The following is a 23,096-nucleotide window of genomic DNA, read 5'->3' on the forward strand; positions in this document are numbered from 1 at the left end:
CTGAGACGACTTTACGGGGCGTACGTCACACCCTCGCGTCGAGATCGGGGTACTCGCGCGTAGAAGAGCCCGGCATCAGGAAGCGGATCAGTAACCGACGTAGCTGCCACCCGCGTTCATCGCCGCGATACCGGGCACGTTCGACAGCGATCCGTAGCGCTCGATCGCGTACCGGCTACCCGCGATGATGTTGTCCACGGGGTTGTAGATGTCGTCGTGGCCGGGCAACTTGTAGGAGTTGAACGTCGGGTCGATGGTCTGCATCAGGCCCTTGGACGGGATGCCCGCCGCCGCGTTGCTGTCCCACAGGTTGATGGCGTTCGGGTTGCCGCCCGACTCCTTCTCGATCATCTTGGCGATGATGGCGGCATCGCTGTCGCTGATGTCGTAGCCGGCCGCGCGCAGCTCCTGAATGGCCTTCTCGATCCATTCCTTCTGCTCGCCGGTGGGCATGGTGGTCGGCGCGTCGCTGCTGTACTGATTTCCCGAACCGCTGCCCGTCCCGGTGCCGCTTCCGGAGCCCGACCCACTGTTGCTGTTGGACTTCAGGTTGCTGCTCGGGCTCTGCGTAACCGGCTTCTGCGTGACTGCCGGGGTGGTGGGCGCCTGCTCCACATTGAGCTTCGGGTCGCCGAGGCCCTCGTAGGCGGTCTGTAGCTTGGCCACCGCGGTGGCGACCCGGGCTCGGGCCGCGACGGCGACGCCCTCGGCCGCGGCCAGCGCGTTGGCGAGATCCAGCGAACGCTGGGCGGCCGCGAGTTCCTCACCCACGACGGCCATTTCGGTGCCGCCGCGGTCGTCGGAGGTGTCCTCGGTAGTGGCGCCCGAGGTCTTGCGGATCTCCGCGACGCGCGCGGTGGCGGTGACGACACCGGCGTCGGAGACCTCGAAGGCGGGCTTCTGGTTCAGCGCGTCGTCACGGAGCTGGATCACCTTGTTCTTGGCGTTGGTCAGGTTTTCCACCTGCTCGGTGAACGCCGTCTGCACGTCGAGCAGGGCGGCGCTCACGGCCGACGCTCGCGTCTTCTCCGTCTCCACGCGGGCGTTCGCGGCGGCCGCGGCGGTGCCGGACCAGCCCAGGCCCTGGGTGTCGGTGACGCTCTTGGTGAACAGGCCGTCGAGCTTGGTCGAGACCGTGTTCGCGTGCGTGCCCGCGGCCGTCAGCTTGCTGGGCTCCCAGGCGAGTACATCGGGAATCGTGAGTGTCATTTCACCTCCAGGCCGATGGTCTTCAACTTGTCCGCGAAGTCCGCTTCGACCAGCTCGTATTTGCCCGCCGCGTTCTGCATGCCGTCCGCGATCGTGGACAGCCGCTCGTTGATGCGCTCGAGGCAGTTGTTGAGCGTGTCGGTCGCGGAGGTGACCACCGTGCCGAAATCGGTGCCCGGCAGCGCGCCGGAGGCGAAGTTGAAACCCTGGCCCGCGCCCAGACTGGTGACATCGGTCGCCTCGGTGCGCAGGTTGGTCGCAAACTTTTGCAGCGCTTCGGAATTGACCTGCAACGTATCGTTCGGACCGGCCATCGAAAACCCCCTTCTCCCCGTCCTGAATTCGCGGCAAGCTTAGCCAACATCCCACCGTGTGGACAGGCCGCGACGGTGCGGAATCGGCGCCCGAACCACCGGCCGTCCCCACTCACGCCGGGCGCGGGGCTGGTGTGAGACATCTGCAGGCACGCGCCATCGGATCGCCGGTTATGTTGGTCACGGTGTCATCGGCGGCCGGACGGGTCGCCGGGATAGGACAGAGAGGTCGGCCCATGCGCGCAGCTCAGGTCAGCAAACTGGAGGGACCGGAAGCGATCGAGGTGGTGGACATCCCGGAGCCCGCCGGCTACCCGGGCGGTGTGGTCATCGACGTGCACGCGGCGGGTGTCGCGTTCCCGGACGTGCTGATGACCCGCGGGCTCTACCAGATGAAGCCGGAATTGCCGTTCGTTGTCGGCGGCGAGATCGCGGGGATCGTGCGGGAGGCGCCCGCGGACGCCCACGTCGAGGCCGGTGACCGGGTGGTGGCGCTGACGCTGCTCGGCAATGCCCTGGCCGAGGTCGCGGTGGCGCCGGCCCAGATGGTGTTCAAGCTGCCCGACAACATCTCGCTGGAAGCGGGCGCGGGCATTCTCTTCAACGACCTGACCGTGCACTTCTGCCTGCGCAACCGTGGCCGGCTGGCGGCGGGCGAGACGGTGCTGGTGCACGGCGCGGCCGGCGGCATCGGCACCTCCACGCTGCGGATGGCGCGGGCGCTGGGCGCGGGCAAGGTGATCGCGGTGGTCAGCACCGAGGCGAAGGCCGAGGTCGCGCGGGCCAACGGCGCCACGGACGTGGTGCTCACCGAAGGCTGGCTCGCGGCCGTCAAGGAGATCACCGGCGGTCGCGGCGTGGACGTACTGATCGATCCGGTCGGCGGCGACCGGTTCACCGACAGCGTCCGCTCGCTGGGCTCGGCGGGCCGGCTGCTGGTGGTCGGCTTCACCGCGGGCGAGATCCCCACGGTCAAGGTGAACCGCCTGCTGCTCAAGAACGTCGAGGTCACCGGCGCGGCCTGGGGCGAATGGGTGATGTCGCACCCCGGCTACCTGCAGGAGCAGTGGGCCGAGGTGGAGCCGCTGCTGGCCGCCGGCGAGATCGCCCCGCCGCAGCCGGTGCTGTACCCGCTGGACCGGGCCGCGGAAGCCGTTGCGTCGCTGGACAACCGGACCGCCACCGGCAAGGTCGTCGTCACCCTGCGCTGAGGTTCGAACACCGGTCCGCCCGCGGCGGGGCGGACCGGAATCGATCCACAGGTATGCACAGGCTGTTCGGAAAGACAGATGTCCGCTCCGGCTCGTACTGTTGGCGCATCATGAAGCTGTCGAATCGGGTCCTGAACCGGACGCTGCTCGCGCGCCAGCATCTGCTGGAGCGCTGCACGCTGACCACGCCGCAGATGTGTGATCATCTCATCGGCCTGCAGGCGCAGGATGTGCCCCCGCCGTTCGTCGGATTGTGGAGCCGGGTCGCCGATTTCGATCCGGCGACGGTCTCCGACGCGCTCGAGGACCGCTCCCTGGTCCGGATCACCCTGATGCGCGGCACCATTCACCTGGTCACCCCGGCGGACGCGCTGCGCATCGCCCCGCACATCCAGCCGGAGCTGGAGAAGGCCCCGTTCCGTAAGGGTTTCAATTTCGGCGCGATGGTCGGGCTTGATCCCGACGAGGTGCGCGCGCACGGCGAGGCCGTCCTGGGCGACGAGCCGATGTCCGCGGCCGATATCCGGGCCCGGGCCGCCGAGCTCTATCCGGATCGCGATGCCGGTGCGGTGCTACAGACCTGGCTGTACCAGCTGCCGGTGCTGCAGACCCCGCCGCGCGGCCGGTGGAAGGACAACAGCCGCCCGGTCTGGTCCCGGGTGGAGCCGTGGCTGGGCGCGCCGCTGGACCCGTCGTACCCGCTCTCGGAGTTGCTGCTTCGCTACCTCGGCGCGTTCGGCCCCGCCAGCACCATGGATATGCAGGCCTGGTCCCGGCTCACCGGCATCAAGAAGGCCGTCGACCAGCTCGGTGACCGCGTGCGCACCTACACCGACGACCGCGGCCGCACCCTCTACGACGTCGCCGGCGCCGAACTGGCCGACCCCGATCGGCCCGCGCCGGCGCGCCTGCTCGGCTGGTACGACAACGCCGTTCTCTCGCACCAGGACCGCAGCCGCATCGTCCCCGAGGGCAACAGCGCGCGGCTGCGCACCTCCACCACCCTGGTCTCCTCGATCCTGCTCGACGGCTACCTGGCGGGGCTCTACAAGATCTTCCCCAAGGGCGGTGCCGCCCGGCTGCGGATCAGCCCCGCCCGCCCCTGGACCCGGGCCGAATGCGCCGAGGTCGAGGCGGAGGCGCACGCGCTGCTCGCCTTCCTCGAACCGGACCTCGAACCCGTCGTCGAGCTTCTGGAACAGAGCGCTGACCTGCGGCCATGAGGTTTTAACCGCCGCGCAACACGGCGTCGTTAGGCTTCCCGGCACGTCGCTCATGGCTGCAACGGGCGACGCGGGCCGCCGGATCCGGCGGGCGAACCAGCCGCATTTCCTCAGGAGGAATGCCGCATGGTGCCCGCGAGCGCTCAGTCCACCGTTATCACCGACGTCACCGTCTACCTGCGCGACCCATCGGGTCCGCGCTGGACGCCCGGCCAGCAGGTGGTGGTCCGCGACGGCGTGATCACCGAGATCGGGCCGGCCGCCGGAGCCGCGCACCGCGACCTGCCCCGCGTCGACGGCGGCGGCGGTCACCTGCTGCCCGGATTCGTCAACACTCATACCCATCTGCAGCAGGCGGTGCTGCGCGGTATCGGCGAGGGGCTGCCGCTGCTGGCCTGGCTGCAATGCGTCGGCGAGCGCACGGTCGCGGCCACGCCCGAGCAGACCTATCTGTCCGCGCTGGCCGGTGGCCTGGAGTTGCTGCGCGGCGGGGTCACCACCGTGGTCGAGCACATGTGGCCGAATCGCTCGGAAGCGGTGCACGACGCCATGATTCGCGCCCTGGACGAGCTGGGCATCCGGGTGATTCTCGGCCGCGGTCTCGCCGACCGGGCCGACGCCTCCCGGCGCTGGGGTCTGGATCCCCGGTTGATGCAGCCGCTGCCGGAGGTCTTCGCGCATATCGAGGATCTCGACGCGCGGCTGCGTGGCTCGCGGATCAGCACGGCGCTGGCGGTGCCGAATCCGCGCTGCCTGACGCCCGAGGGCATGGCCGCCACCCGGGAATTCGCGGTGCGCGGCGGCAAGACCGTCTCGATACATGTATTGGAGACCAGTACCGACGAGGACATGTGCCGATTGCATGCGGGCCGCGGCGCCGTCGACTATCTCGACGACTCCGGGTTCCTCTGGGATCGCACCCTGGCCGTGCACTGCGTCAACCTGGACGCGCACGGCCGCAGCGTTTTCGCCGACCGCGGCGTCGCGGTCTCCTACAACCCGCTGAGCAACATGCGCCTGGGCAGCGGTGTCGCGCCGGTGCTGGAGATGCTGGAGGCGGGTGTCGGCGTCGGTCTCGGGGTCGACGGCGCGGCGAGCAACGACACCCAGGATCTGCTGCTGGCCCTGCGCATGGGTTCGTATCTGCAGCGGGTCACCCGGAAACGCGCTGATCTCCTGGGTTTCGACGAGATGCTGCGGATGGCGACCACCGGGGCGGCCCGGGCGCTCGGCCGGTCCGGCGCGGCCCCGGGCGTCGGCGTCGGGGACCGGGCCGATCTCACGCTGGTCCGCTTCGACCGGGACTTCGCCTGCCTGCCGGTGCTCGACCCCGGCGCCACGCTGCTGACCACCGCGTCCCCCCGGGTGGTGGACACCGTCTGGGTGGACGGCGAGGCGGTCATTCGCGACGGCCGCAGCACCCGGGTGGACACCGAGCTGCTGGTTCGGCAACTCAACAGCGTGTGATGACAAGTTAATCCGCCGGAAACGGGACGGCGATTACATGTAATTCACCGCAGACAAACTGAACTCACGCACGGGGTTGCACGCAAAGACCGTGACCCAGCGAGGGAAGGCACGAACAGTGACACTCTTCGACACATCGCGAGACGCCGACGCCCGGACCCTGCTGTCCGGCCTCGAAGTCTCCTTCGCCAAGGCGAGCAAGCGATTCGGTGACGCCACGGCGCTCACCGACATCGACCTCGACATCGCGACCGGCGAATTCGTCGCCGTCGTAGGGCCTTCCGGCTGCGGCAAGTCCACCCTGCTGCGGCTGGCCGCGGGATTGGTCCGGGTCAGCTCGGGATCGGTGGCGGTGCAGACGGACTCGATCGGCTTCATCTTCCAGGAGGCGACGCTGCTGCCCTGGCGCTCGGTGCTGCGCAATGTCGAGCTCGCCGCCGAATTGCAGGGGCTCGACCGTAAGACCCGGCGGGCCCGCGCCACCGCCGCGATCGACGCGGTCGGGTTGACCGACTTCGCGAAGAGCCTGCCGCACCAGCTTTCCGGCGGCATGCGGATGCGGGTGTCGCTGGCCCGGGCGCTGACCCTGCAACCGCGATTGATGCTGCTGGACGAGCCGTTCGGCGCGCTCGACGAAATGACCCGCCTGAGCATGCAGGAGGAGTTGCTGCGGCTCTACCGCGACGAGGCGTTCACCGCGCTGTTCATCACGCACTCGGTGTCCGAGGCGGTGTTCCTGGCCTCGCGGGTCGTGGTGATGTCCGCGCGCCCGGGCCGGGTGCACGAGGTGATCGAGGTGGATCTGCCCTACCCGCGCGATCGGGAATTGCGGTTCGACCCCGCGTTCACCGAATTGGTCGCCCGCACTTCGCATTCCCTGAAGGAGGCCCGCTGATGCCCCGTCCCGTCAAACTGGCCGCGCCGATCCTGTCCTTCGGCCTGGCCATGGCGGCCTGGTACGCGGTGTCGCTGCTGGTGCTGAGTCCACAGCGGCGCTTCCTGTTGCCGCCGCCGCACGCCGTGCTCACCGAATCGCTGGCCGACCCGGCCAAGCTGGAGGTGATGCTGCGCGCGCTCGCGGTGACCGCCCGGGTCGCGGTGACCGGGCTCCTGATCTCGGCCGTGCTCGGCGTCGCGATCGCGGTGCTGATGAGCCAGACCAAGGTGATCGAGCGCGTCGTGTACCCGTACTCCGTTGTGCTACAGGCGATTCCGGTGCTGGCCGTGGTGCCGCTGATCGGACTCTGGTTCGGCTACGGCATCGGCTCGCGCACCATCGTCTGCGTGCTCATCGCGATCCACCCGATCATCGCGCTGACGCTGTTCGGCATCCAATCGGTGGACGGCAACCTGCGGGAGCTGTTCGCCCTGGGCCGCGCGGGCCGGATCCGCACCATGGTGGCGCTGGAACTGCCCGCGGCGCTGCCCTCGATCATGACGAGTCTGCGGACCGCGGCGGGCCTTTCGGTCACCGGCGCGATCATCGGCGACATGTTCTTCGCCCAGGGCAAGCCCGGCATCGGCACCCTGCTCGACACCTACCGCGCCCGGCTGCAATCCGAGGATCTGCTCGCCGCGCTCCTGCTGGCCGGCCTGTTCGGCGTGCTCGTCTTCGCCATTTTCACCGCCGCACAGCGGATCACCACCGGCGGCTGGCACGCCGCCGGTCGCTAGCCCATCTCTGGAGGATTCCATGCGTATACGCACATTCGGCGCGATAGCCCTCGCCGCCGCCGTGATCGGTTCCGGGGCGGCCTGTTCCGGCACCGACACCGAGACCGCCGCCGTCGACCTGCCCGCCGCACCGGCCGAGCAGCAGCTCGCCGGGGTCTGCCCCGCCAAGGTCGTGGTCCAGTTGCAGTGGGAACCGGAATCCGATTCCGGCCCGATCTTCGGCCTGCTCGGCCCCGGCTACCGGGTCGACGCCGATCGCAATCTGGTCTCCGGCCCGCTCGCGATCGACGGCAAGGACACCGGCGTCGACCTGGAGATCCGGGCCGGTGGGCCGGCCATCGGCTTCCAGACGGTGCCGTCGCAGATGTACGTCGACCCGTCGATCACTCTGGGGCTGGCGCACTCCGAGCACGCCATCGCCGCCGCGGCCACCCAGCCGATCGTCGCGGTGACCACGCTGCTGCGGGCCAGCCCGCAGATGCTGATGTGGGATCCCGGCAGCCATCCGGACTGGCGCGGCATCGCCGATATCGGGAAATCCGGTGCGCCGGTGGTGGTTTCCCAGGGCCAGCTGTACCCGGAGTGGCTGGTCGCGCGCGGCTTGGTCAAGCCCGAGCAGATCGACGCCTCCTACGACAACTCGCCGTCGCGGTTCGTGGCCGGGCCCTCGTTCGCCCAGCAGGGCTTCGCGAACTCCGAACCCTATGTCTACGAGCACGAGGTGCGGGCCTGGGGTAAGCCGGTCGGCTATCAGCTGCTGCGCGATGTCGGCTACGAGGGCTATGCCCGCACCGTCAACGTGCGCGCCGACAAGCTCGCCGAACTGCGGCCCTGCCTGCAGCGGCTGGTACCGATGATCCAGCGGGCGACCGCGCGGTTCCAGGCCGACCCGGCGCCCGTGAACGACGTCGTGGTCGACGTCGTCGCCAAGAGCCCGAGCTTCAGCCCCTACAGCCCCGAGCTCGCCGAATTCGGTTCCCGCGCACTGATCGACGGCGGGCTCGTCGGGCCCGACACCGACGGCATCGTCGGCAGCTTCGACGAGGCCCGGGTGCAGCGCGTCATCGCCGAATTCACCCCGATCCTGCGCCGCGGCGGCGCACAGGTGCCGGACGGCCTGTCCGCCCAGGCACTGGTCACCAAGGAATTTCTCGACCCGACCGTAAGGAACTGAGCATGGCAACCAGCTACGACCTGTCCGAAGTCTCGCGCGAGAAGCAGATGGGCGGCCTCGGCACCGAGACCGAGCGCGAGATCCGCGTCATCGACCTCACCGATTTCGAGGACCGGCGCGCCGAGATCACCGAGCAACTCTGGCAGGCCGCCACCGAGATCGGCTTCTTCCAGCTGTCCGGGCACGGCATCCCCCAGGCGCAGATCGACGACGTCTTCGCCCGCACCGCCGGGTTCTTCGGCCTCCCGGAGACCGTGAAAGGCCAGTACCCGCTGGTCAAGGCGAACAACGCGGGCTGGGAGAGCCTGAGTCAGGTGCGCCCGTCCATCGGGGTGCCCGACCAGAAGGAGTCGTATCAGATCACCCGCCCGCACATGGACCAGCTCTGGCCCAGCGAGCAGGAACTGGCCGGATTCCGCGCCACCCTCCTGGATTTCGAGCATCGCACCTGGGCCGTCGCGATGCGGGTGCTGTCCTGCTTCGCCGACCGGCTCGGGATGGACCGCGAGCACTTCACCGCGGCGCACGACCCGGAATCACCGCAGTACCAGAGCACCCTGCGGCTGCTGCACTACTTCGCGGTGCCGGCGGAACTGCGCGGCGTCCCGGGCCGCTGGCGGGCCGGCGCGCACACCGACTTCGATTGCCTCACCCTGCTTTTCCAGCGTGACGGCCAGGGCGGGTTGCAGGTGTGCCCCGGGCGGGAGATGGACGAGCAGGAGTGGACCTCGATCACCCCGTCGTCGAGCCTGATCACCTGCAATATCGGCGATATGCTCACCCGCTGGAGCGATGACCTGCTGCCCTCCAACTTCCACCGGGTCCGCAGCCCGGGCGAGGGCGAGTACCAGGGCGAGCGCTACAGCATCGCCTACTTCGCCCAGGCCGACCGGGACGCCGTCATCCAGGGGCCGGGTGGCACCTATCCCCCGGTCACCGCCGCCGATTTCCTCACCCAGCGGGTGCAGGCCAACTACCGGCCGCAAGGATAATCAGGACACCCGCAGGAAGGGGACCACTGTCATGACCGAACCGGACGCGCCGCCCACCGCCCTGCTCGGCCCGCACGTGTACGGGCAGGTCCGTCAACTGGTCCTCTCCGGGGAACTGGAAGCCGGCCGGCCACTGAGCGTGCCCGCGCTGGCCGCCCAGCTCGGGGTCAGCCGTAGCCCGGTACGCGAAGCCGTCCAGCAGCTCATCTACGAGGGCCTGGCCGTCAACGTGCCGCACGCGGGCGCCCGGGTGGCCGCGCTGGACGACGCCCAGATCCGCGATGTGCTCGCGGTCCGGGCTGCACTGGACGGCCTGGCCGCGGCGCACGCCGCCACCCGGCTCACCGACGCCGAGCTGGACGAGCTCGCCGATCTGGTTGCGGCACAGGAGGACAACCTGCGCGGCGCGGCCGACACCGCCCGCGACACCGAACTGGATCTGGCCTTCCACCGCTTCATCCGGGACCGGGCCGACAACCGGACGCTGGCCGACGAACTCGCCCGCCTCGAGGCCCAGGCCCACCTCTACCGGGGCGACCTGTGGCACTCCACCCGCAACCGCCACACCGCCCTGCGCGAGCATCGCCACATCCTGCGCGCCCTGGAATCCGGGCACCCCGAATCCGCCCGGGCCGCGGCCGAATCCCATGTGCACGGATTGATCACGCGGCTCGGGCGGAGCTGACGCCCGCGAAAGCCGTTAGCCGCGAGCGGCTTTCAGCAGGTCCTCCCGGGTGGTGAACTTGACCCGCGGACGGCGGGCGGCCTTGCCCGCCGTCTTCTCCGCCTGATCGATGGTCTTCCAGCCGGTGCGGTCGACCAGATCCGGCTGCCGCGTGCCGACCAGGGCCTTGAGGGCCGCGCGATCGCCCTGTGGCTTGGTCAGCTTGCCGCTGGTGAAGTCCGAGATCAGTTGCTCCACCGTCTCTTCGGAGTCGGTGCGGTTGGAGCCGATGACACCGCGCGGGCCGCGCTTGATCCAGCCGCTGACGTAGACGCCGGGCAGCGGGGCGCCGTCCTCCCCGATGACCCGGCCGTGCTCGTTCGGGATCACGGCGCGGAACTCGTCGAAGGGCAGGTCGGCGACCGGCTCGCCCTTGTATCCGATCGAGCGCAGCACCAGGCCGGTCGCCAGGCTCTCGGTACGGTCGGTGGCGCGGGCCACGACCTGGCCACCCTCCTCGACCAGTTCGTTGTGCACGAACTCGATGCCCTCCACCTTGTCGGTACCGGTGAGCGCGGCCGGGGAGCTCAGGTACCGGAAGACGATGCGGCGATTGGCCGGATCGCGGCGGCCCGCGGCGTACTCCTGGGCCAGGGTGTACTTGAGCTGTAAGTGCGGCTCCACCTGCGGGTCGTCCAGCAGCGCCCGGCTGGTCGCGTCGAGTTCCAGGTCGGCGTCCTCGACGACGATGTCCACACCCTTGAGGTGGGTCAGCGCCAGGAACTCCGGCGAGGTGTAGGCCGCCTGCAGCGGGCCGCGCCGGCCGAGCACGACGACCTCGCGGATGTTGCTGCGGCGCAGCGCGTCCAGGGCGTGGTCGGCGATGTCGGTCTTGGCCAGCTCGTCCGGCTGCACGGTCAGCACCCGGGCCACGTCGAGGGCGACGTTGCCGTTGCCGACGATGACGGCGCGCTCGGCCGACAGGTCGAATTCGCGATCCGCGAAGTCGGGATGGCCGTTGTACCAGTTGACGAACTCGGTGGCCGAGTGGCTGCCGGGCAGCTCCTCACCGGGCACGTTCATCCGGCGGTCCGAGGCGGCGCCGACGGCGTAGAGCACGGCGTGGTGATGCTCGAGCAACTCCTCGTGCGAAATGTGGGTGCCCACTTCGACGTTCAAGTAGTACTGCAGGGTCTCGCGCCGGAACGCGGACTCGAACAGGCTCGACACCGTCTTGGTGCCCGGATGGTCCGGGGCGACGCCGTTGCGGACCAGACCCCACGGGGTCGGCAGCCGGTCGAACATCTCGACCTCGACGTCGCTGCGGCGCAGCAATTCATCGGCGGCGTAGCAGGCGGCGGGGCCCGCGCCGACGATGGCGACGCGCAGCGTGCCGAGCTCTTTCGGCGGGCGCGCGGGCGTCACGATCGGATCGAAGTTCGACTCCAGCGGGTGCCGCTGGAAGTAGGCGGCGTTGATGTCGCGGTAGCGCGCCAGCGAGGCGGTCAGGTCGTCCTCGGAGAAGATGGCCTCCACCGGGCACGCGTCGACGCAGGCACCACAGTCGATACAGGTGTCGGGGTCGATGTAGAGCATCTCGGTCGTCGCGAACTCCCGCTGGTCCGGGGTGGGACGAATGCAATCGACCGGGCACTCGGAGACGCAGCTGGCGTCGTTGCAACAACGCTGCGTGATGACGTAGGCCATAGTTTGCAGATCCTCGAAATGTGCGTGGGCTGTATGCCACCCGGTGGTTTGCGGTGTCCGCGGCGTCACGGCTGATGCGGTTGCGCGGATGTGACGCCGCTTTCAGTGTGCCCGAAGAGTGGCGCACGCCTCTCTCCGGACCGACCACGGTCCTATCACAGCGGGTCGCGGGGGCGTCAATCCCCCACCACATCGTGAGACGGGCGCGGTCGCGGCTTACGGTAGGCACATGGCGCGGACCTTGATCCTCATGCGGCACGGCAAGTCCGGGTATCCGGACGGGGTCGCCGACCATGAGCGCCCGCTGGCGCCGCGCGGGGAGCGCGAGGCCACCCTGGCCGGGCAGTGGCTGCGCGAGACGCAGCCGCCGATCGACGCGGTGCGCTGCTCCACCGCGGTGCGGACCCGGGAAACCCTGGCCGCCACCGGCATCGACGCACCCGTGGTCTTCGAGCGCGGCATCTACGAGGCCTCCCCGCGCACGCTGATCGAACTGGTCCAGCTCAGCGACGACGACGTGTCGACCCTGCTGCTGATCGGCCACGCGCCGGGCATGCCCTGGACCGCGTGGGAGCTGGCGGCCAACCGGAATTCCGAGCAGGCGATCGAACTGAGCCGGAAATTCCCCACCTCAGCGCTCGCGGTCCTCGAATTCGACCGGCCCTGGGCCGACATCGATCCGGGAACCGGGGAACTCACCCACTTCCACGTGGCGCGCTAGCGGAGCAGCTTGCCGCCGATCACGACGACGCCGCCGAGGATCAGCAGCAGCACGAAGGCGACGAAGCCGTTCGTCAGCCACCACACCACGCCGAGCGCGAGCAGGACCGGTGCCACCGCGACCGCGGTGATGAAGGGACTTTCCCGGACCGTCGCCAACGCGGAGCGAGCCCGGACGCGGTCAATTTCCTTAGCCATGTCCACCAGGGTAGGCCGGGAAATCGAGCCCGGCCGGATGTCCTGGAATCGGATCGTTTGCCCTGCGTATGTGGGTACGCGGTGGCAGGCTGGCAGCATGGATTGGAAAATCGAGCTCATCGCGATTCCCGTGACCGATGTCGATCGAGCCAAGGATTTCTACACCTCGATCGGCTTCAACGCCGACCACGATCACTCCCCCAGCGACGACGTCCGCTTCGTTCAGCTGACGCCGCCGGGTTCGGGTTGCTCGATCTGTATCGGCCGTGGCCTCACCGAGGCCGCACCCGGCAGCGTCGAGGGCATGCAGATGGTCGTCGCCGACGCCGAACAGGCTTATCAACAGCTCGTCGCCGCCGGCGTGGACGCGACGCCGGTCAAGGACCTGGGCTGGGGCCTGTTCACCTTCTTCGCCGACCCCGACGGCAACAAGTGGGCCATCCAGCAGTTGCCGAAGTACGACTGACCGACCCCGGCGCGCCTTCCGGCCCGCGGCGAAAATTACTCTTGCTTGGAGTGCACTCCAGGTGGGTAGCGTCGTGCGTGTTCTTCGAGAAGGGCGAGGCAATGGGTCTTCCAGCAGGTCACACCGATATCAGTGCGTCGGACCGGCCGCAGTACTCGATCGGCGACGCCGCCGAGCGTTCCGGGTTGAGCCGGGACACGCTGCGCTGGTACGAGCGGATCGGCCTGATGGATTACGTCGGTCGCGACCACACCGGCAAGCGGCGGTTCAGCAATCGGGACCTGGAGTGGCTGGCGCTGATCGGGCGCCTGCGCACCACCGGGATGTCGGTGGCCGACATGGTCCGCTACGCCGAGCTGGTGCGGTCCGGGGCGGAGACGATGCCGGAACGCTTGCAGATGTTCCGGGATACCCGCGCCGAAGTGCTCGCCCAGATCGAGGAGCTCCGCAAGACCGTCGAGGTCCTGGATTACAAGATCGCCTTGTATTCCGGTGACGCCACGGCGGTGCGGCCCGCCCTTCTGATCGCGCACGACAGCAAAGGAATCCAGCAATGACCCTTCCAGTCACCGCACTCGGCACCAACGGCATCCAGGTCGGCATCCAGGGCCTCGGCTGCATGGGGATGAGCGAGTTCTACGGCGCGTCCGACCCGGCCGAATCCCGCGCGACGCTGGAGCACGCGCTGGAACTCGGCGTCACCCTGTTCGACACCGCCGACATCTACGGCTCGGGCCACAACGAGGAATTCCTCAGCGATTTCGTCCAGGCCAACCGGGACCGGCTGGTGCTGGCCACCAAGTTCGGCATCGTCCGCAAGGCCGACGACCCCGCCTACCGCGGCTTCGACAACTCCCCCGACTACATCCGCCGGTCCGTGGACGGCAGCCTGCGCCGGCTCGGCATCGACGTCATCGACCTGTACTACATGCACCGGCGCGATCCGCGGGTGCCGATCGAGGAGACCGCCGGCGTGCTGGCCGAACTCGTCGCGCAGGGCAAGATCCGGGCCATCGGCCTGTCCGAGGTGACCGGTGACGAGCTGCGCGCCGCGCACGCCGTGCACCCGATCGCCGCGGTGCAGTCGGAGTGGTCGCTGTTCTCCCGGGATGTCGAGCGCACCGCGGTGCCCGCCGCCGCCGAACTGGGCGTCGCGTTCGTGCCGTACTCCCCGCTGGGCCGCGGCTTCCTCACCGGCAAGCTGAACACGGCGGGTCCGGGCGACTACCGCTCCGGCATGCCGCGGTTCTCCGGTGACAACGCCGCGCACAACGCGGAGCTGCTGGCGCCGCTGGCCACCATCGCCGCGGCCCGCGATGTCACCCAGGCCCAGGTCGCGCTGGCCTGGGTGCACGCACAGGCCGCCGTGCACAACCTGCCGGTGGTGCCGATCCCGGGCACCCGTAGCCGCACCCGCCTGGCCGAGAACGTCGCGGCCGCCACCCTGGCGCTGACCGCGGACGAGCTGGCCACCCTGGAGCCGATCGCCGACAAGGTGGCCGGGCCCCGCTACGCCGACATGTCCTTCACCTCCGCGGGCCGCGAGTAGCCCGGCGAACTCCGGCCCCGGCGCGTTCGCGCGCCGGGGCCGTTCCCTGTCGCCGGCATGGACAACCGGCTCTTTACGCGGTATGAACTAGAACAGGTTTCATTTCTGGCACATGCGGGAGATTCGATGGATAGCGCGGCTGTGGGCGAACTGGTGATGGCCGGGTTCCAGAAGCTGGGGTTCATCCAGTACACGGGGATTCAGGCCGCGGAGTTCGGGCCGGGCCGCAGCGTGGTCTCGATCGCGCCGAAACCCGAGCACCTGAACCACAACGGCGATCTGCACGCCGCCGTGCTCTTCGGACTGGCGGAGACCGCCGCGATGGGCGCGTCGGTATCCGGGATCGTGGACCTGATGGGCCAGACGTTCATCGTCGCCCGCAACGGCCGGATCGAATACCTGGCCCGGGCCCGCGGCGAGGCCGGGCCGTTCCTGGCCACCTCCGACATCGAGCCGGAGACGCTCGAGAAGATCCGCGCCCAGATCGCCGAGCAGGTCGACATCGAGCTGGAGGTGCCGGTGACCATCACCGACAGCACCGGAAAGAAAGTCGCCGCTTCGGCTTTCACCGCCGTGATCCGGCCGCGGCGCAAGTGAGCTAGCCGCCGCTGGGTTGCATCGCCCGCCAGCGGGCGCGGTCGACCGCCGTGTTGTAGACGGCGGCCGCGTCCACGCCATGGTCCGCGGCGACCACCCGGGCCCATCGGCAGGTGTCGGTATGCGCGCCGGCGCGCTCGGCGGCGGTGACATCGGCGGTGACCGCCGCCGCGCCGCGCAATCGCACGGCGTCGGCGGTGTCCGCGATGACCACGGAAACGACGGCGGCAGCGGCGGATTCGGTAGTGACCTCCACCATCCGGACCACACCCGCGAGCACCGCCGAGGCCGCGGCCTCGTCGTCCGCGCAGGCCCGCAGGAGCAGCGCGACGGCGGCCCGCAATTCGGCGGCGCGGTAGGCCAGCACCTCGTTGCCGGTATCGGGGATCCCGTACAGGTGATTGCGCAGATGCGCCCGGATGGCGCCGGCCTCGGCGGAGCGGGCTTCCAGCACATCGCGCACGGTAATACTCACGGCAGGAACAACTTTCGCTCGACTTCCTCAGCAGCTATACAACCAGCTGCGGCAATACCTCGCTGATCGAGCCGCGCAGGACGACATCGGCGATCCCGTCCAACCGGGTGGGACTGCGGTTGACGATGACCAGCCGCCCCCTGGCCGCGGCCAAGCGCGCCAGACCCGCGACCGGGAACCGCGAGAGCGTGGTACCGACGGCGAGCAGCAGATCGGTCCGGCGGGCCGCGGAGATCGCGCGGGTGTGCGCCTCGGGATCCACCTCGCCGGTGCCCGAAAGGACAGCGGGCCTGAGGATCCCGCCGCACACGCACCGCGGGTCGTCGTTCCCCGCCTCGACGACGTCGAGCACGAGGTGGGTGGGGATGCGGCTGCCGCAGGCCAGGCACATGGCGACGCGGCGGTCGCCGTGGTACTCGATCAGGCGGCGCCGGCTGTTGCCCGCCACCAGATGCAGGCCGTCGACGTTCTGGGTGACCAGCGCGCCGAGGCGGCCCGCGCGCTCCAGGTCGGCCAGGGCGTGATGCCCGGCGTTGGGCCGACCGGCACGGAGAAAGTGCGCCAGCGCGCGCCACACGCGCCGGCGGCCCGGTGCGTTAGCGGTCCAGTCGATGGCCTCCCGGCCGGTCGGCGCGGGAATGCCCGAGTCGGTGGAGATTCCGGCACCGGTGAGCACCAGCAGGTGCTCGGCGTCCCGGATCCAGCCCCGGGTACGCGCCACCTGGCACGCGCGGTCGACGGAACCGTGAGCCGACAAGATCCGCACGCCCTCCATTCCGGCCGTTATCCAGTGCAACCCTCAATCATGATGTCTCGCACTACAATTCGAACCTACAATCTGAAGTGACTTCCATCACAACTCGGCGTGATGGTCGCGGTCCTGATGGGAGGGTGTGTGCATGACGGCGAGTGTGGCCATACCACCGCTACCGACGCTCGGGGATTTCGTCAGGGTGCGCCGACTGCGGCTCGGCTGGTCGGCCCGGGAGCTGGCGCTCGAAATCCCGGTCGCCGAGAGCTATATCCGTCAGATCGAGTCGGGCGAGCGCACCAATCCCAACGACAACATCTTGACCAGGCTGAACACCCTGTTCCACCTGCGCGGCGACGAACAGAACCATCTGCTGATGCTGGCCGGGCGACCTGTCACCTCCACGACGACGGTGCCGGTCCCCGAGGAGATGCTGCCGCGGATGCTGGAGGCGCTGGCGCCGCATGCGGCGGGGCGCGTCCTGGATTGGAAACTCACCCACGCAAACGCCCAGTTCCGCCGCTTGTGGCCCGGACTGCTCGAAGCGCCCAACATGCTGCACTGGTGGCTCGGCGAGCAGGCCCGGGCCGCCCACCCCGCCTGGGAACGGGAAATAGCGGTCATGGTCGGGCTGTTCCGCGATTACGCGGCCCGGCCCGGCTGCCAGGACAGCGCCGCCGAAATCCTCGACAGCGTCAAGCATCTGGACCATTTCTGGCCGCTCTGGCAATCGGGCGTCGTCTACTCGGCCCGCCCCGACCCGTTCCGCCGGGTCCGGCCGGCCGACGAGCACCGCGAAGTGCTGGTGCAGGACACGATCATGCTGTGGCCGCAACTGCACGAGCGGCCCGGCATCCTGATCATGGGCATCGTGCACCACGAATTCACCTAGTTGACCAGTGCCGCACAGTCAAGCGTTCGGTCCGCACTACACCGCGTCATCGGTACCAGCCACTTTCGGTAGACACGTGACCAGCGGCTCCGGTTGTATTCATACCGCGCCGATGCCCCTTCGGAGGGGAATGGGGCAGCAGCGCACGCCGTGCCAGGGCCGGGCTAGGCCTGCGCGGTCGTCTCGGCCGGCACGGCGCGCCGGGTGATCAACCAGCCGACCGCCGCCGCCAGCGGGAACATCAGCACGCCGTAAACCGCCGCCGGAACCGCCATTTCGGTGCTGTCGAGCACGCTGATCGCCACCGTCATCGCGATCGTGCTGTTGTGAATGCCGATCTCCATCGAGCAGGCGATCGCCTGCCGGTCGGTGACGCCCAGCCAGCGCGGCACGAAATAGCCCGCGGTCAGGCTGATCAGGCAGAACAGCGTGGTGACGGCGCCGACGTCGACCAGGTAGCCGGTCAGGTTCTCCCGCTCGGCCAGCATGGTGCCCACGATGACCAGCAGCAGCGTCACCGCGGAACCGATCCGGACCGGGCGGTCCATCCGCTCCGCGAAGCCGGGCGCGCGGTTGCGGGTGAGCATGCCCAGCGCGACCGGGATCAGCACGATCGCGAAAACCTGGGCGGCCTTGCCGAATTGCAGGCCGACGTCACCCGCGCTGCCGCCCGGCTCGAAGTAGTCGATGGCGAAATTGGTGACCAGCGGCAGGGTTACGACGGCGACGATCGAATTCACCGCCGTGAGTGACACATTCAGCGCGACATCGCCGCGGAACAGGTGACTGAACAGGTTCGCCGTGGTGCCGCCGGGCGAGGCCGCCAGCAGCATCATGCCGACCGCGAGCAGCGGGGGCAGGTCGAACAGCAGCACCAGCCCGAACGCGGCGGCGGGCAGGATGAGCAGCTGGCAGGCCAGCGCCACCGCCACCGGCTTCGGATTGCGCGCGATGCGCCGGAAGTCCTCGACCGTCAGCGACAGCCCCAGCCCGAACATGATCACGGCCAGCGCGAGCGGTAGCGCCACCGATACCAGGGGAGAATTCATGCTTTGTCCTCATCACTCATCCGGCCCTCAGCAGCCGAGATATCTGAACCCGGCGGGTGTCAGAATTTGCTGAGGATAGCCGGACTGTGACGAGCGTCGCAATAGCCGGCCAGATTTTATGGCTGACCGGTCACGTACGCGACGGCCGCGTCGATGGATTCCTGACCACCGGCCTGGTGCAGCGCGGCGAAGGCGCCGATGACACCGCCCACCACCGTGGTGATCGGCACCGTGACCACATCGAAGACGAACAGCCCCAACGGGAATCCGGCCAGGAAGCCGATCGCCGCACCGATCGCCGCACCCTCCAGGATCTGCGGCTGATACCGCTCGATATCGGCGAAAAAGCGCTCCTGCGAGCTGATATCGCGCACCGGAGCGTCGGCCGGGACGGACGGGGCCAGCGACAGGCGGGTACCCGCCTCCTCGATGACCGGGCGCAGATCGATCTTGCGGCCCTCGATGTCGATGGTCATCGGCAGCGCCGCGATCACGTTCCCGGCGTCGTCGGCGACCGTCACCACCTTGTTGTCCGCGACCAGCGCGAAACGGCCGTGCTGGAGCGTGGTGATCGTGGACTTGTGATCCTGCGCGACCGCGACCTGATAGGCCACGTCCTTGAAGCTGCCGCGCAGGTCGAGCGGGGTATCGACCGGCTCGGCGTGCACCACGCCGCTCGCCAGGCCGGTGGCCGCCAAGGCCGCGAGGGCCGTCGCGGCGATTCTGCTGATCCTCATCGTGAACTCCTCAGCGCGCTGATTGGTTCGTACGAAGATACCCACGCGGCGGCGACATCAATAGGGGCACAAACGGATTGGTTCGCTCAGCCGACCGGCTGCGGACGGCGGGCGTAGTCCGGCGCGTGCTCGGCGCGCAGGCCGATCCCGCCCAGATAGGCGGTCAGCCCGGCCAGCGGCGGGAACTTGTCGACCAGCCGCAACGGCGCCGGCACCGCGGTCAGGGTGCCAGCCAGCGCGGGGCGCAGCAGCATGTCGTGGTCGCCGAGCTGGGACCGCTGGATCAGCGCCGTCGGCAGCGCTCGCCGGCGCTGCACCCGGGCCAGCTCCGAAACCGTTGCGGCACCGCGCCGCAACGGCTCGGCGAGGATGCGGGCCGCGGCTACCGCGTCCTGAATCGCCAGGTTCACGCCCACACCGCCGACCGGCGACATGGTGTGCGCCGCGTCGCCGATACAGAGCAGACCGTCGGTGTACCAGCGCTTCAGCCGGCCCATGGACACCTCGAGCAGCTTGACGTCGTCCCAGTCGCGGAGCGCGGCGAGCGCGTCCGCCTCCCAGCCGAACAGCTCCGCCAATTCGGTACGGAACCACTGGATGTCGTGGGTACGCAGGGCGTGATCGGCGCCCTTCTCGATCAGGTAACCGGTTTGCAGATAGTCGCCGCGATCCATGGTGACCGCGGCCCGGCCGTCGCCGAAACTGGCGAACACCATGCTGTCGTTGCGGCGGCGCGCCGGCATCGGGATGCGGACGTACCAGATATCCATCGGCACCTCGAACATGTGCTGCCGCAGTCCCGCCGCGGCGCGCACGACCGAATCGCGGCCGTCGCAGGCGAGCACCAGATCCGCGCCGAGACGGCCGTGGGTTCCGTCCGCGGTGCGGTAGTCGACGCCGGTCACCCGGCCCGAATCGGTGTGCAGGCCGGTCACTTCGGTGGACATGCGCAGGGTGAAGCACGGTTCGGCCGCGGCCGCGGCGGCCAGCAGGTCCAGGAAGTCCCACTGCGGCACCATGGCGATGTAGCGGTGCGCGCCGGGGATGCGCGCGAAATCGGCGGCCACGATGGTGCAGTCGGCGATCTGCATCCGCATCTGCTCCAGCTTGCGGTGCGGGAGTTCGGCGAACTCGGCGCCGAGGCCGAGTTCGTCGAGCAGGCGCAGAGTGGAGGGGTGCACGGTGTCGCCGCGGAAGTCGCGCAGGAAGTCCGCGTGCTTCTCCAGCACGGTGACCTCGAGGCCGGCGCGCGCCAGCAGCAAGCCGGCCATCATGCCCGCCGGACCGCCGCCGACTATGCAGCACGTGGTGTTCTCCATGATTGCCCCCTCTATGCGACTCCAGATCTACGACAAACCGTAGTAGATAAAGTCGCGCCGGTCGAGAGCCGAATCCGGAAATGATTCGGCCTCCACCCGATTGACAGGTGGAGGCCGGAACACGTTGTTCAGCAGCGAAATTCAGGAGCGTTCCGCGCCGATCCGCCGCTTGCGCGGCTTTAAATGCAGGGCGGGCAGCGGCGGAGCCGGAATGCGCTGCTCCGGTGGATGACCCGCGATATCCGGGAAGCGCCGCACCTCGTGGCCCTCCCAGTCGTCGCGAGCCGCGACGATCTCCTCGTGGCTGCGGCCGACGAAGTTCCACCACATCACCAGCTCCTCGCCGAACGGCTCGCCGCCGATCAGCAGGAAGTGCGCGCCCGCGGAACTGGTGAGCCGCAACTCGTTTCGCTCGGTGCCCAGATAGAGCAGCGGGCCGGGAGCGAGCGGGGCGCCGGCGATGGTCGCATCACCCTCGATCAGCAGCACCGCGTGCTCGAAGGCCGGATTCAGCGGCAGCGTCACCTCCGCGCCCGGCTCGACGCGCACGTCGGCGCCGACGATCGGGGTGTAGGCCCGAGCCGGTGAGGTGTGGCCCGCGAGCGTACCGATCAGCACGATCGCCTGGAGGCCGGCGGCCCGGTACACCGGCAGCTCGCGATGCTGCTCGAAATGCGGGTCGACCCCGGTCGCGTTGCCGGGCAGGGCGATCCAGAGCTGCAGGCCGTGACCGGCCGGGGCGTCGGCGGAGTAGTACTCCGAGTGCGCGATCCCGCGCCCGGAGGTCATCAGGTTGAGCTGACCCGGGTGGATCTCGACATCCGAGCCGACCGAATCGCGATGCCGGATCTGGCCGGTGAACGGCCAGGTCACCGTCTGCAAACCGATATGCGGGTGCGGATCGATATCGGGCGGCGCGTCGGTCTTGGTGACCGTGGGCGAGCCGAAATGGTCGAAGAAGCACCACGCGCCGACCGTCGGCAGATCCCGTTGCGGCAGCACACGTTCGACGAACACGCCGCGCACACCACCCAGCGGTACCTCGCGGGCCGGGAACAGCTCGGCGACCGGGCCCGGACCCGCGGCCGGCTCGCAGAGCTGCTCCGCCGGATGCTCCTCCAGGTCACTCACCGAGTGACACCCTTACCGACCACCTTCGCGTCGTACTCCGGGTGCTTGTCCAGGTAGGCCTTGATGAACGGGCACACCGGGCGGATCACCCGATCCAGCGCGATGGTGTCCTCGATGGCCGCCTTGGCCAGCACCTTGCCCAGGCCCTTGCCGGAGAAGGCGTCGTCGATCTCGGTGTGGGTGAACACCGTCTCGTCGCCGCGCTGCTCGTACTCGGCGAACCCCGCGAGCTTGCCCTCGTAGGAGACCTCGTACCGGTTCTTCTCGTCGTTGCGGACAACCGTGGTCTCGGGAGTCGATTCGGTCATATTCTGCTCCTTCTGTACTCGTACCGGATGCGCGCTCAGGATGGAGACGCGGTTGAACGCGGCGATCGTCGTCGCCACCCAGATCACGGCCGACAGCTGCGCGTCGGTGAGCGAGCGCCTGGCAAAAGCGTACTCACGCGCCATCGTCGCCTCGTCCGGCAACGCGGCCGTGACTTCGGCCAGCGCCAGCGCCGCCCGCTCCCCCGCGGTGAACAACGACGTCCGCCGCCAAGCCGGCAACACCGCCAGCTCTTGCTCCGAGGCCCCCGCCGCGACCGCCGCCCGATGGTGCACGTCCAAGCAGGTGGCGCACCCATCGATCTGCGACACCCGGACATTCACCAGCTCGATCAGCTTCCGATCCAGCCCCGCCGCGGCCACCGCCGCCCGGACCGCCACCGCCACGCCGTTCAGCGCGCGAAAGACCTCCGGATGCTGCTTATCGATCCACACGCGACGTTCCGGAACTACTGAGTCCATACCCCGGATAACCAGTCCACTACCCGAATTGTTCCGGACCGCAGTCCGTTTGCTATCGAACGAGCCGATCGAGCTCGATGGTGAGCCGACATGGCAGTTCGGTCGTATACGCCCCGGTCACTTCTCCGTTGTCGACGTAGCCGAGTTCCTCGGTCAGACGTAACGGCAGCAAACTGATCGGCGGCGTGAGGTCGATAATCCAGTACTGCGCGATGCCCGCGTCGGCGTACTCACTGCGCTTGATCTTGTTATCCATCCGCCGCGAGCCCGGCGACACGATCTCGATAGCGAGGTGTACGTGCGAGGCGCGCAGAATGCCGCCTTCCGCCTGCACCCGCTTGTGCTCGGCGGTATCCACCACGACCAGATCCGGGCAGCGAACCGTCGCCGGACCTTCTTCGGGCACGAGTTCCAGATCCACATCGACAGCCGTGAAGGACATCAGCTCCGGCGGAAGCTGGACCTCCAACTGGTGGTCGAGCCTGCTGCCCACCTTCTGATGCGACGGTGTCGGCGACGGAGACATCACGAGAACCCCCTCCTGCAGTTCCCAGCGGAACTGATCGTCCTCGCCGAGCGCCAGGTAGTCGGAGATGGTCAACGGCCGCCTGGACGCGATAGCGGCAGGCCACCGCTGCTCCGGTTCTGGAAGTGCCGTCACCTTCACTCCTTCGCTAGCCCGACCCCGCACTCGGCTCCAGTGTCCCACGCAACCTACTCGATCGAGCGCAGGCGAATTCGCACTTCAACGGAACGCGATTCGGCCCCCGCTCCTGACGGAGCGGGGGC

General features: G+C 69.0%; 26 protein-coding genes. 14 read left to right on the forward strand and 12 right to left on the reverse strand.

The window, feature by feature from the left end; genetic code table 11:
- Positions 1–87: 87 nt before the first annotated feature.
- Both AB0H76_RS21015 and AB0H76_RS21020 read right to left on the reverse strand, forming a co-directional pair.
- On the reverse strand, positions 88–1,209 hold the full coding sequence (locus AB0H76_RS21015; RefSeq protein ID WP_357326468.1) for a transglycosylase SLT domain-containing protein: 1,122 nt from the start codon (positions 1,207–1,209) through the stop codon (positions 88–90).
- Complete coding sequence (locus AB0H76_RS21020; protein ID WP_357326470.1) at positions 1,206–1,523, reverse strand: type VII secretion target; 318 nt, start codon at positions 1,521–1,523, stop codon at positions 1,206–1,208. Before AB0H76_RS21020 ends, AB0H76_RS21015 begins: the two co-directional genes overlap by 4 nt.
- Positions 1,524–1,759: 236 nt before the next feature.
- Here AB0H76_RS21020 and AB0H76_RS21025 point away from each other — a divergent pair, with 236 nt between their 5' ends.
- From AB0H76_RS21025 to AB0H76_RS21060, 8 genes are all read left to right on the forward strand, one after another.
- Positions 1,760–2,734, forward strand: a complete 975-nt coding sequence (locus tag AB0H76_RS21025) for an NADPH:quinone oxidoreductase family protein (protein ID WP_357326473.1) — start codon at positions 1,760–1,762, stop codon at positions 2,732–2,734.
- A 110-nt stretch (positions 2,735–2,844) separates the two neighbouring features.
- On the forward strand, positions 2,845–3,957 hold the full coding sequence (locus AB0H76_RS21030) for a winged helix DNA-binding domain-containing protein (protein ID WP_357326476.1): 1,113 nt from the start codon (positions 2,845–2,847) through the stop codon (positions 3,955–3,957).
- A 126-nt stretch (positions 3,958–4,083) separates the two neighbouring features.
- Positions 4,084–5,424 carry an amidohydrolase family protein gene (locus tag AB0H76_RS21035; protein ID WP_357326479.1) on the forward strand — a complete coding sequence of 447 codons (1,341 nt, stop codon included), beginning with the start codon at positions 4,084–4,086 and terminating at the stop codon, positions 5,422–5,424.
- Between the two features lie 118 nt (positions 5,425–5,542).
- Positions 5,543–6,319 (forward strand): ABC transporter ATP-binding protein, encoded by a 777-nt coding sequence (locus AB0H76_RS21040; RefSeq protein WP_357326482.1) that lies wholly within the window; start codon positions 5,543–5,545, stop codon positions 6,317–6,319.
- The gene (locus AB0H76_RS21045) at positions 6,319–7,098 is read left to right on the forward strand and encodes an ABC transporter permease subunit (RefSeq protein ID WP_357326485.1); all 780 of its coding nucleotides are present in this window, start codon (positions 6,319–6,321) and stop codon (positions 7,096–7,098) included. The genes AB0H76_RS21040 and AB0H76_RS21045 overlap by 1 nt, the downstream gene beginning before the upstream one ends.
- Positions 7,099–7,117: 19 nt before the next feature.
- The gene (locus AB0H76_RS21050) at positions 7,118–8,272 is read left to right on the forward strand and encodes a nitrate ABC transporter substrate-binding protein (protein ID WP_357326488.1); all 1,155 of its coding nucleotides are present in this window, start codon (positions 7,118–7,120) and stop codon (positions 8,270–8,272) included.
- Between the two features lie 2 nt (positions 8,273–8,274).
- Positions 8,275–9,264: a 2-oxoglutarate and iron-dependent oxygenase domain-containing protein gene (locus tag AB0H76_RS21055; protein WP_357326491.1), complete on the forward strand. Its 990-nt coding sequence runs from the start codon at positions 8,275–8,277 to the stop codon at positions 9,262–9,264.
- Positions 9,265–9,295: 31 nt separating this feature from the next.
- Positions 9,296–9,949 carry a GntR family transcriptional regulator gene (locus tag AB0H76_RS21060; RefSeq protein WP_357326493.1) on the forward strand — a complete coding sequence of 218 codons (654 nt, stop codon included), beginning with the start codon at positions 9,296–9,298 and terminating at the stop codon, positions 9,947–9,949.
- 15 nt (positions 9,950–9,964) lie between these two features.
- On the opposite strand, the gene AB0H76_RS21065 is transcribed toward AB0H76_RS21060, so the two are convergent.
- Positions 9,965–11,635, reverse strand: a complete 1,671-nt coding sequence (locus AB0H76_RS21065) for an FAD-dependent oxidoreductase (RefSeq protein ID WP_357326497.1) — start codon at positions 11,633–11,635, stop codon at positions 9,965–9,967.
- A 229-nt stretch (positions 11,636–11,864) separates the two neighbouring features.
- Between AB0H76_RS21065 and AB0H76_RS21070 the strand changes: the two genes are divergently transcribed.
- Entirely contained in the window at positions 11,865–12,356 is a 492-nt protein-coding gene (locus AB0H76_RS21070) for a histidine phosphatase family protein (RefSeq protein ID WP_357326500.1), read from the forward strand.
- Here the strand turns inward: AB0H76_RS21070 and AB0H76_RS21075 are convergent.
- The gene (locus AB0H76_RS21075; RefSeq protein ID WP_357326503.1) at positions 12,353–12,553 is read right to left on the reverse strand and encodes a hypothetical protein; all 201 of its coding nucleotides are present in this window, start codon (positions 12,551–12,553) and stop codon (positions 12,353–12,355) included. The genes AB0H76_RS21070 and AB0H76_RS21075 overlap by 4 nt on opposite strands.
- A 97-nt stretch (positions 12,554–12,650) precedes the next feature.
- Between AB0H76_RS21075 and AB0H76_RS21080 the strand changes: the two genes are divergently transcribed.
- The 4 genes from AB0H76_RS21080 to AB0H76_RS21095 all read left to right on the forward strand — a co-directional run bounded on the left by AB0H76_RS21080 (position 12,651) and on the right by AB0H76_RS21095 (position 15,165).
- A complete protein-coding gene (locus AB0H76_RS21080) occupies positions 12,651–13,019 on the forward strand; it encodes a VOC family protein (protein ID WP_357326506.1) in 369 nt (122 codons plus the stop codon).
- A gap of 101 nt (positions 13,020–13,120) precedes the next feature.
- Positions 13,121–13,576, forward strand: a complete 456-nt coding sequence (locus AB0H76_RS21085; RefSeq protein ID WP_357326509.1) for a MerR family transcriptional regulator — start codon at positions 13,121–13,123, stop codon at positions 13,574–13,576.
- The gene (locus tag AB0H76_RS21090) at positions 13,573–14,568 is read left to right on the forward strand and encodes an aldo/keto reductase (protein ID WP_357326512.1); all 996 of its coding nucleotides are present in this window, start codon (positions 13,573–13,575) and stop codon (positions 14,566–14,568) included. The genes AB0H76_RS21085 and AB0H76_RS21090 overlap by 4 nt, the downstream gene beginning before the upstream one ends.
- A gap of 126 nt (positions 14,569–14,694) precedes the next feature.
- Positions 14,695–15,165 (forward strand): PaaI family thioesterase, encoded by a 471-nt coding sequence (locus tag AB0H76_RS21095; protein ID WP_357326515.1) that lies wholly within the window; start codon positions 14,695–14,697, stop codon positions 15,163–15,165.
- A gap of 1 nt (position 15,166) precedes the next feature.
- On the opposite strand, the gene AB0H76_RS21100 is transcribed toward AB0H76_RS21095, so the two are convergent.
- Positions 15,167–15,640, reverse strand: a complete 474-nt coding sequence (locus AB0H76_RS21100; RefSeq protein WP_357326517.1) for a hypothetical protein — start codon at positions 15,638–15,640, stop codon at positions 15,167–15,169.
- Between the two features lie 34 nt (positions 15,641–15,674).
- Positions 15,675–16,406, reverse strand: coding sequence for a Sir2 family NAD-dependent protein deacetylase (locus tag AB0H76_RS21105; protein ID WP_357326520.1), 732 nt, complete (start codon positions 16,404–16,406; stop codon positions 15,675–15,677).
- Positions 16,407–16,539: 133 nt separating this feature from the next.
- On the opposite strand from AB0H76_RS21105, the gene AB0H76_RS21110 reads away from it, so the two are divergent.
- A complete protein-coding gene (locus AB0H76_RS21110; RefSeq protein WP_357326523.1) occupies positions 16,540–17,283 on the forward strand; it encodes a helix-turn-helix domain-containing protein in 744 nt (247 codons plus the stop codon).
- Positions 17,284–17,447: 164 nt separating this feature from the next.
- Here AB0H76_RS21110 and AB0H76_RS21115 read toward each other — a convergent pair whose 3' ends face one another.
- The 6 genes from AB0H76_RS21115 to AB0H76_RS21140 form a co-directional block, all read right to left on the reverse strand.
- The gene (locus tag AB0H76_RS21115) at positions 17,448–18,332 is read right to left on the reverse strand and encodes a bile acid:sodium symporter family protein (RefSeq protein WP_357326526.1); all 885 of its coding nucleotides are present in this window, start codon (positions 18,330–18,332) and stop codon (positions 17,448–17,450) included.
- Between the two features lie 116 nt (positions 18,333–18,448).
- Positions 18,449–19,069, reverse strand: coding sequence for a hypothetical protein (locus tag AB0H76_RS21120; protein WP_357326529.1), 621 nt, complete (start codon positions 19,067–19,069; stop codon positions 18,449–18,451).
- An 86-nt stretch (positions 19,070–19,155) separates the two neighbouring features.
- Positions 19,156–20,388 (reverse strand): FAD-dependent oxidoreductase, encoded by a 1,233-nt coding sequence (locus tag AB0H76_RS21125; protein ID WP_357326532.1) that lies wholly within the window; start codon positions 20,386–20,388, stop codon positions 19,156–19,158.
- A 141-nt stretch (positions 20,389–20,529) separates the two neighbouring features.
- Positions 20,530–21,519 (reverse strand): pirin family protein, encoded by a 990-nt coding sequence (locus AB0H76_RS21130; RefSeq protein ID WP_357326535.1) that lies wholly within the window; start codon positions 21,517–21,519, stop codon positions 20,530–20,532.
- Positions 21,516–22,280: an N-acetyltransferase gene (locus AB0H76_RS21135; protein WP_357326538.1), complete on the reverse strand. Its 765-nt coding sequence runs from the start codon at positions 22,278–22,280 to the stop codon at positions 21,516–21,518. Before AB0H76_RS21135 ends, AB0H76_RS21130 begins: the two co-directional genes overlap by 4 nt.
- A 79-nt stretch (positions 22,281–22,359) precedes the next feature.
- Positions 22,360–22,968: a Uma2 family endonuclease gene (locus AB0H76_RS21140; protein ID WP_357326541.1), complete on the reverse strand. Its 609-nt coding sequence runs from the start codon at positions 22,966–22,968 to the stop codon at positions 22,360–22,362.
- Positions 22,969–23,096: the final 128 nt, after the last annotated feature.

The sequence above is a fragment of the Nocardia sp. NPDC050712 genome (assembly GCF_040654295.1).
Taxonomy (GTDB): Bacteria; Actinomycetota; Actinomycetes; order Mycobacteriales; family Mycobacteriaceae; genus Nocardia.

What these genes read in the sequence shown, in the direction of transcription:
- AB0H76_RS21060 (WP_357326493.1), top strand. Translation starts at nt 9,296, where the DNA reads ATGACCGAACCGGACGCGCCGCCCACCGCCCTGCTCGGCCCGCACGTG.
- AB0H76_RS21020 (WP_357326470.1), bottom strand. Translation starts at nt 1,523, where the DNA reads ATGGCCGGTCCGAACGATACGTTGCAGGTCAATTCCGAAGCGCTGCAA.
- AB0H76_RS21030 (WP_357326476.1), top strand. Translation starts at nt 2,845, where the DNA reads ATGAAGCTGTCGAATCGGGTCCTGAACCGGACGCTGCTCGCGCGCCAG.
- AB0H76_RS21090 (WP_357326512.1), top strand. Translation starts at nt 13,573, where the DNA reads ATGACCCTTCCAGTCACCGCACTCGGCACCAACGGCATCCAGGTCGGC.
- AB0H76_RS21065 (WP_357326497.1), bottom strand. Translation starts at nt 11,635, where the DNA reads ATGGCCTACGTCATCACGCAGCGTTGTTGCAACGACGCCAGCTGCGTC.
- AB0H76_RS21075 (WP_357326503.1), bottom strand. Translation starts at nt 12,553, where the DNA reads ATGGCTAAGGAAATTGACCGCGTCCGGGCTCGCTCCGCGTTGGCGACG.
- AB0H76_RS21055 (WP_357326491.1), top strand. Translation starts at nt 8,275, where the DNA reads ATGGCAACCAGCTACGACCTGTCCGAAGTCTCGCGCGAGAAGCAGATG.
- AB0H76_RS21125 (WP_357326532.1), bottom strand. Translation starts at nt 20,388, where the DNA reads ATGGAGAACACCACGTGCTGCATAGTCGGCGGCGGTCCGGCGGGCATG.
- AB0H76_RS21035 (WP_357326479.1), top strand. Translation starts at nt 4,084, where the DNA reads ATGGTGCCCGCGAGCGCTCAGTCCACCGTTATCACCGACGTCACCGTC.
- AB0H76_RS21070 (WP_357326500.1), top strand. Translation starts at nt 11,865, where the DNA reads ATGGCGCGGACCTTGATCCTCATGCGGCACGGCAAGTCCGGGTATCCG.
- AB0H76_RS21115 (WP_357326526.1), bottom strand. Translation starts at nt 18,332, where the DNA reads ATGAATTCTCCCCTGGTATCGGTGGCGCTACCGCTCGCGCTGGCCGTG.
- AB0H76_RS21015 (WP_357326468.1), bottom strand. Translation starts at nt 1,209, where the DNA reads ATGACACTCACGATTCCCGATGTACTCGCCTGGGAGCCCAGCAAGCTG.
- AB0H76_RS21110 (WP_357326523.1), top strand. Translation starts at nt 16,540, where the DNA reads ATGACGGCGAGTGTGGCCATACCACCGCTACCGACGCTCGGGGATTTC.
- AB0H76_RS21120 (WP_357326529.1), bottom strand. Translation starts at nt 19,069, where the DNA reads ATGAGGATCAGCAGAATCGCCGCGACGGCCCTCGCGGCCTTGGCGGCC.
- AB0H76_RS21045 (WP_357326485.1), top strand. Translation starts at nt 6,319, where the DNA reads ATGCCCCGTCCCGTCAAACTGGCCGCGCCGATCCTGTCCTTCGGCCTG.
- AB0H76_RS21085 (WP_357326509.1), top strand. Translation starts at nt 13,121, where the DNA reads ATGGGTCTTCCAGCAGGTCACACCGATATCAGTGCGTCGGACCGGCCG.
- AB0H76_RS21050 (WP_357326488.1), top strand. Translation starts at nt 7,118, where the DNA reads ATGCGTATACGCACATTCGGCGCGATAGCCCTCGCCGCCGCCGTGATC.
- AB0H76_RS21025 (WP_357326473.1), top strand. Translation starts at nt 1,760, where the DNA reads ATGCGCGCAGCTCAGGTCAGCAAACTGGAGGGACCGGAAGCGATCGAG.
- AB0H76_RS21095 (WP_357326515.1), top strand. Translation starts at nt 14,695, where the DNA reads ATGGATAGCGCGGCTGTGGGCGAACTGGTGATGGCCGGGTTCCAGAAG.
- AB0H76_RS21080 (WP_357326506.1), top strand. Translation starts at nt 12,651, where the DNA reads ATGGATTGGAAAATCGAGCTCATCGCGATTCCCGTGACCGATGTCGAT.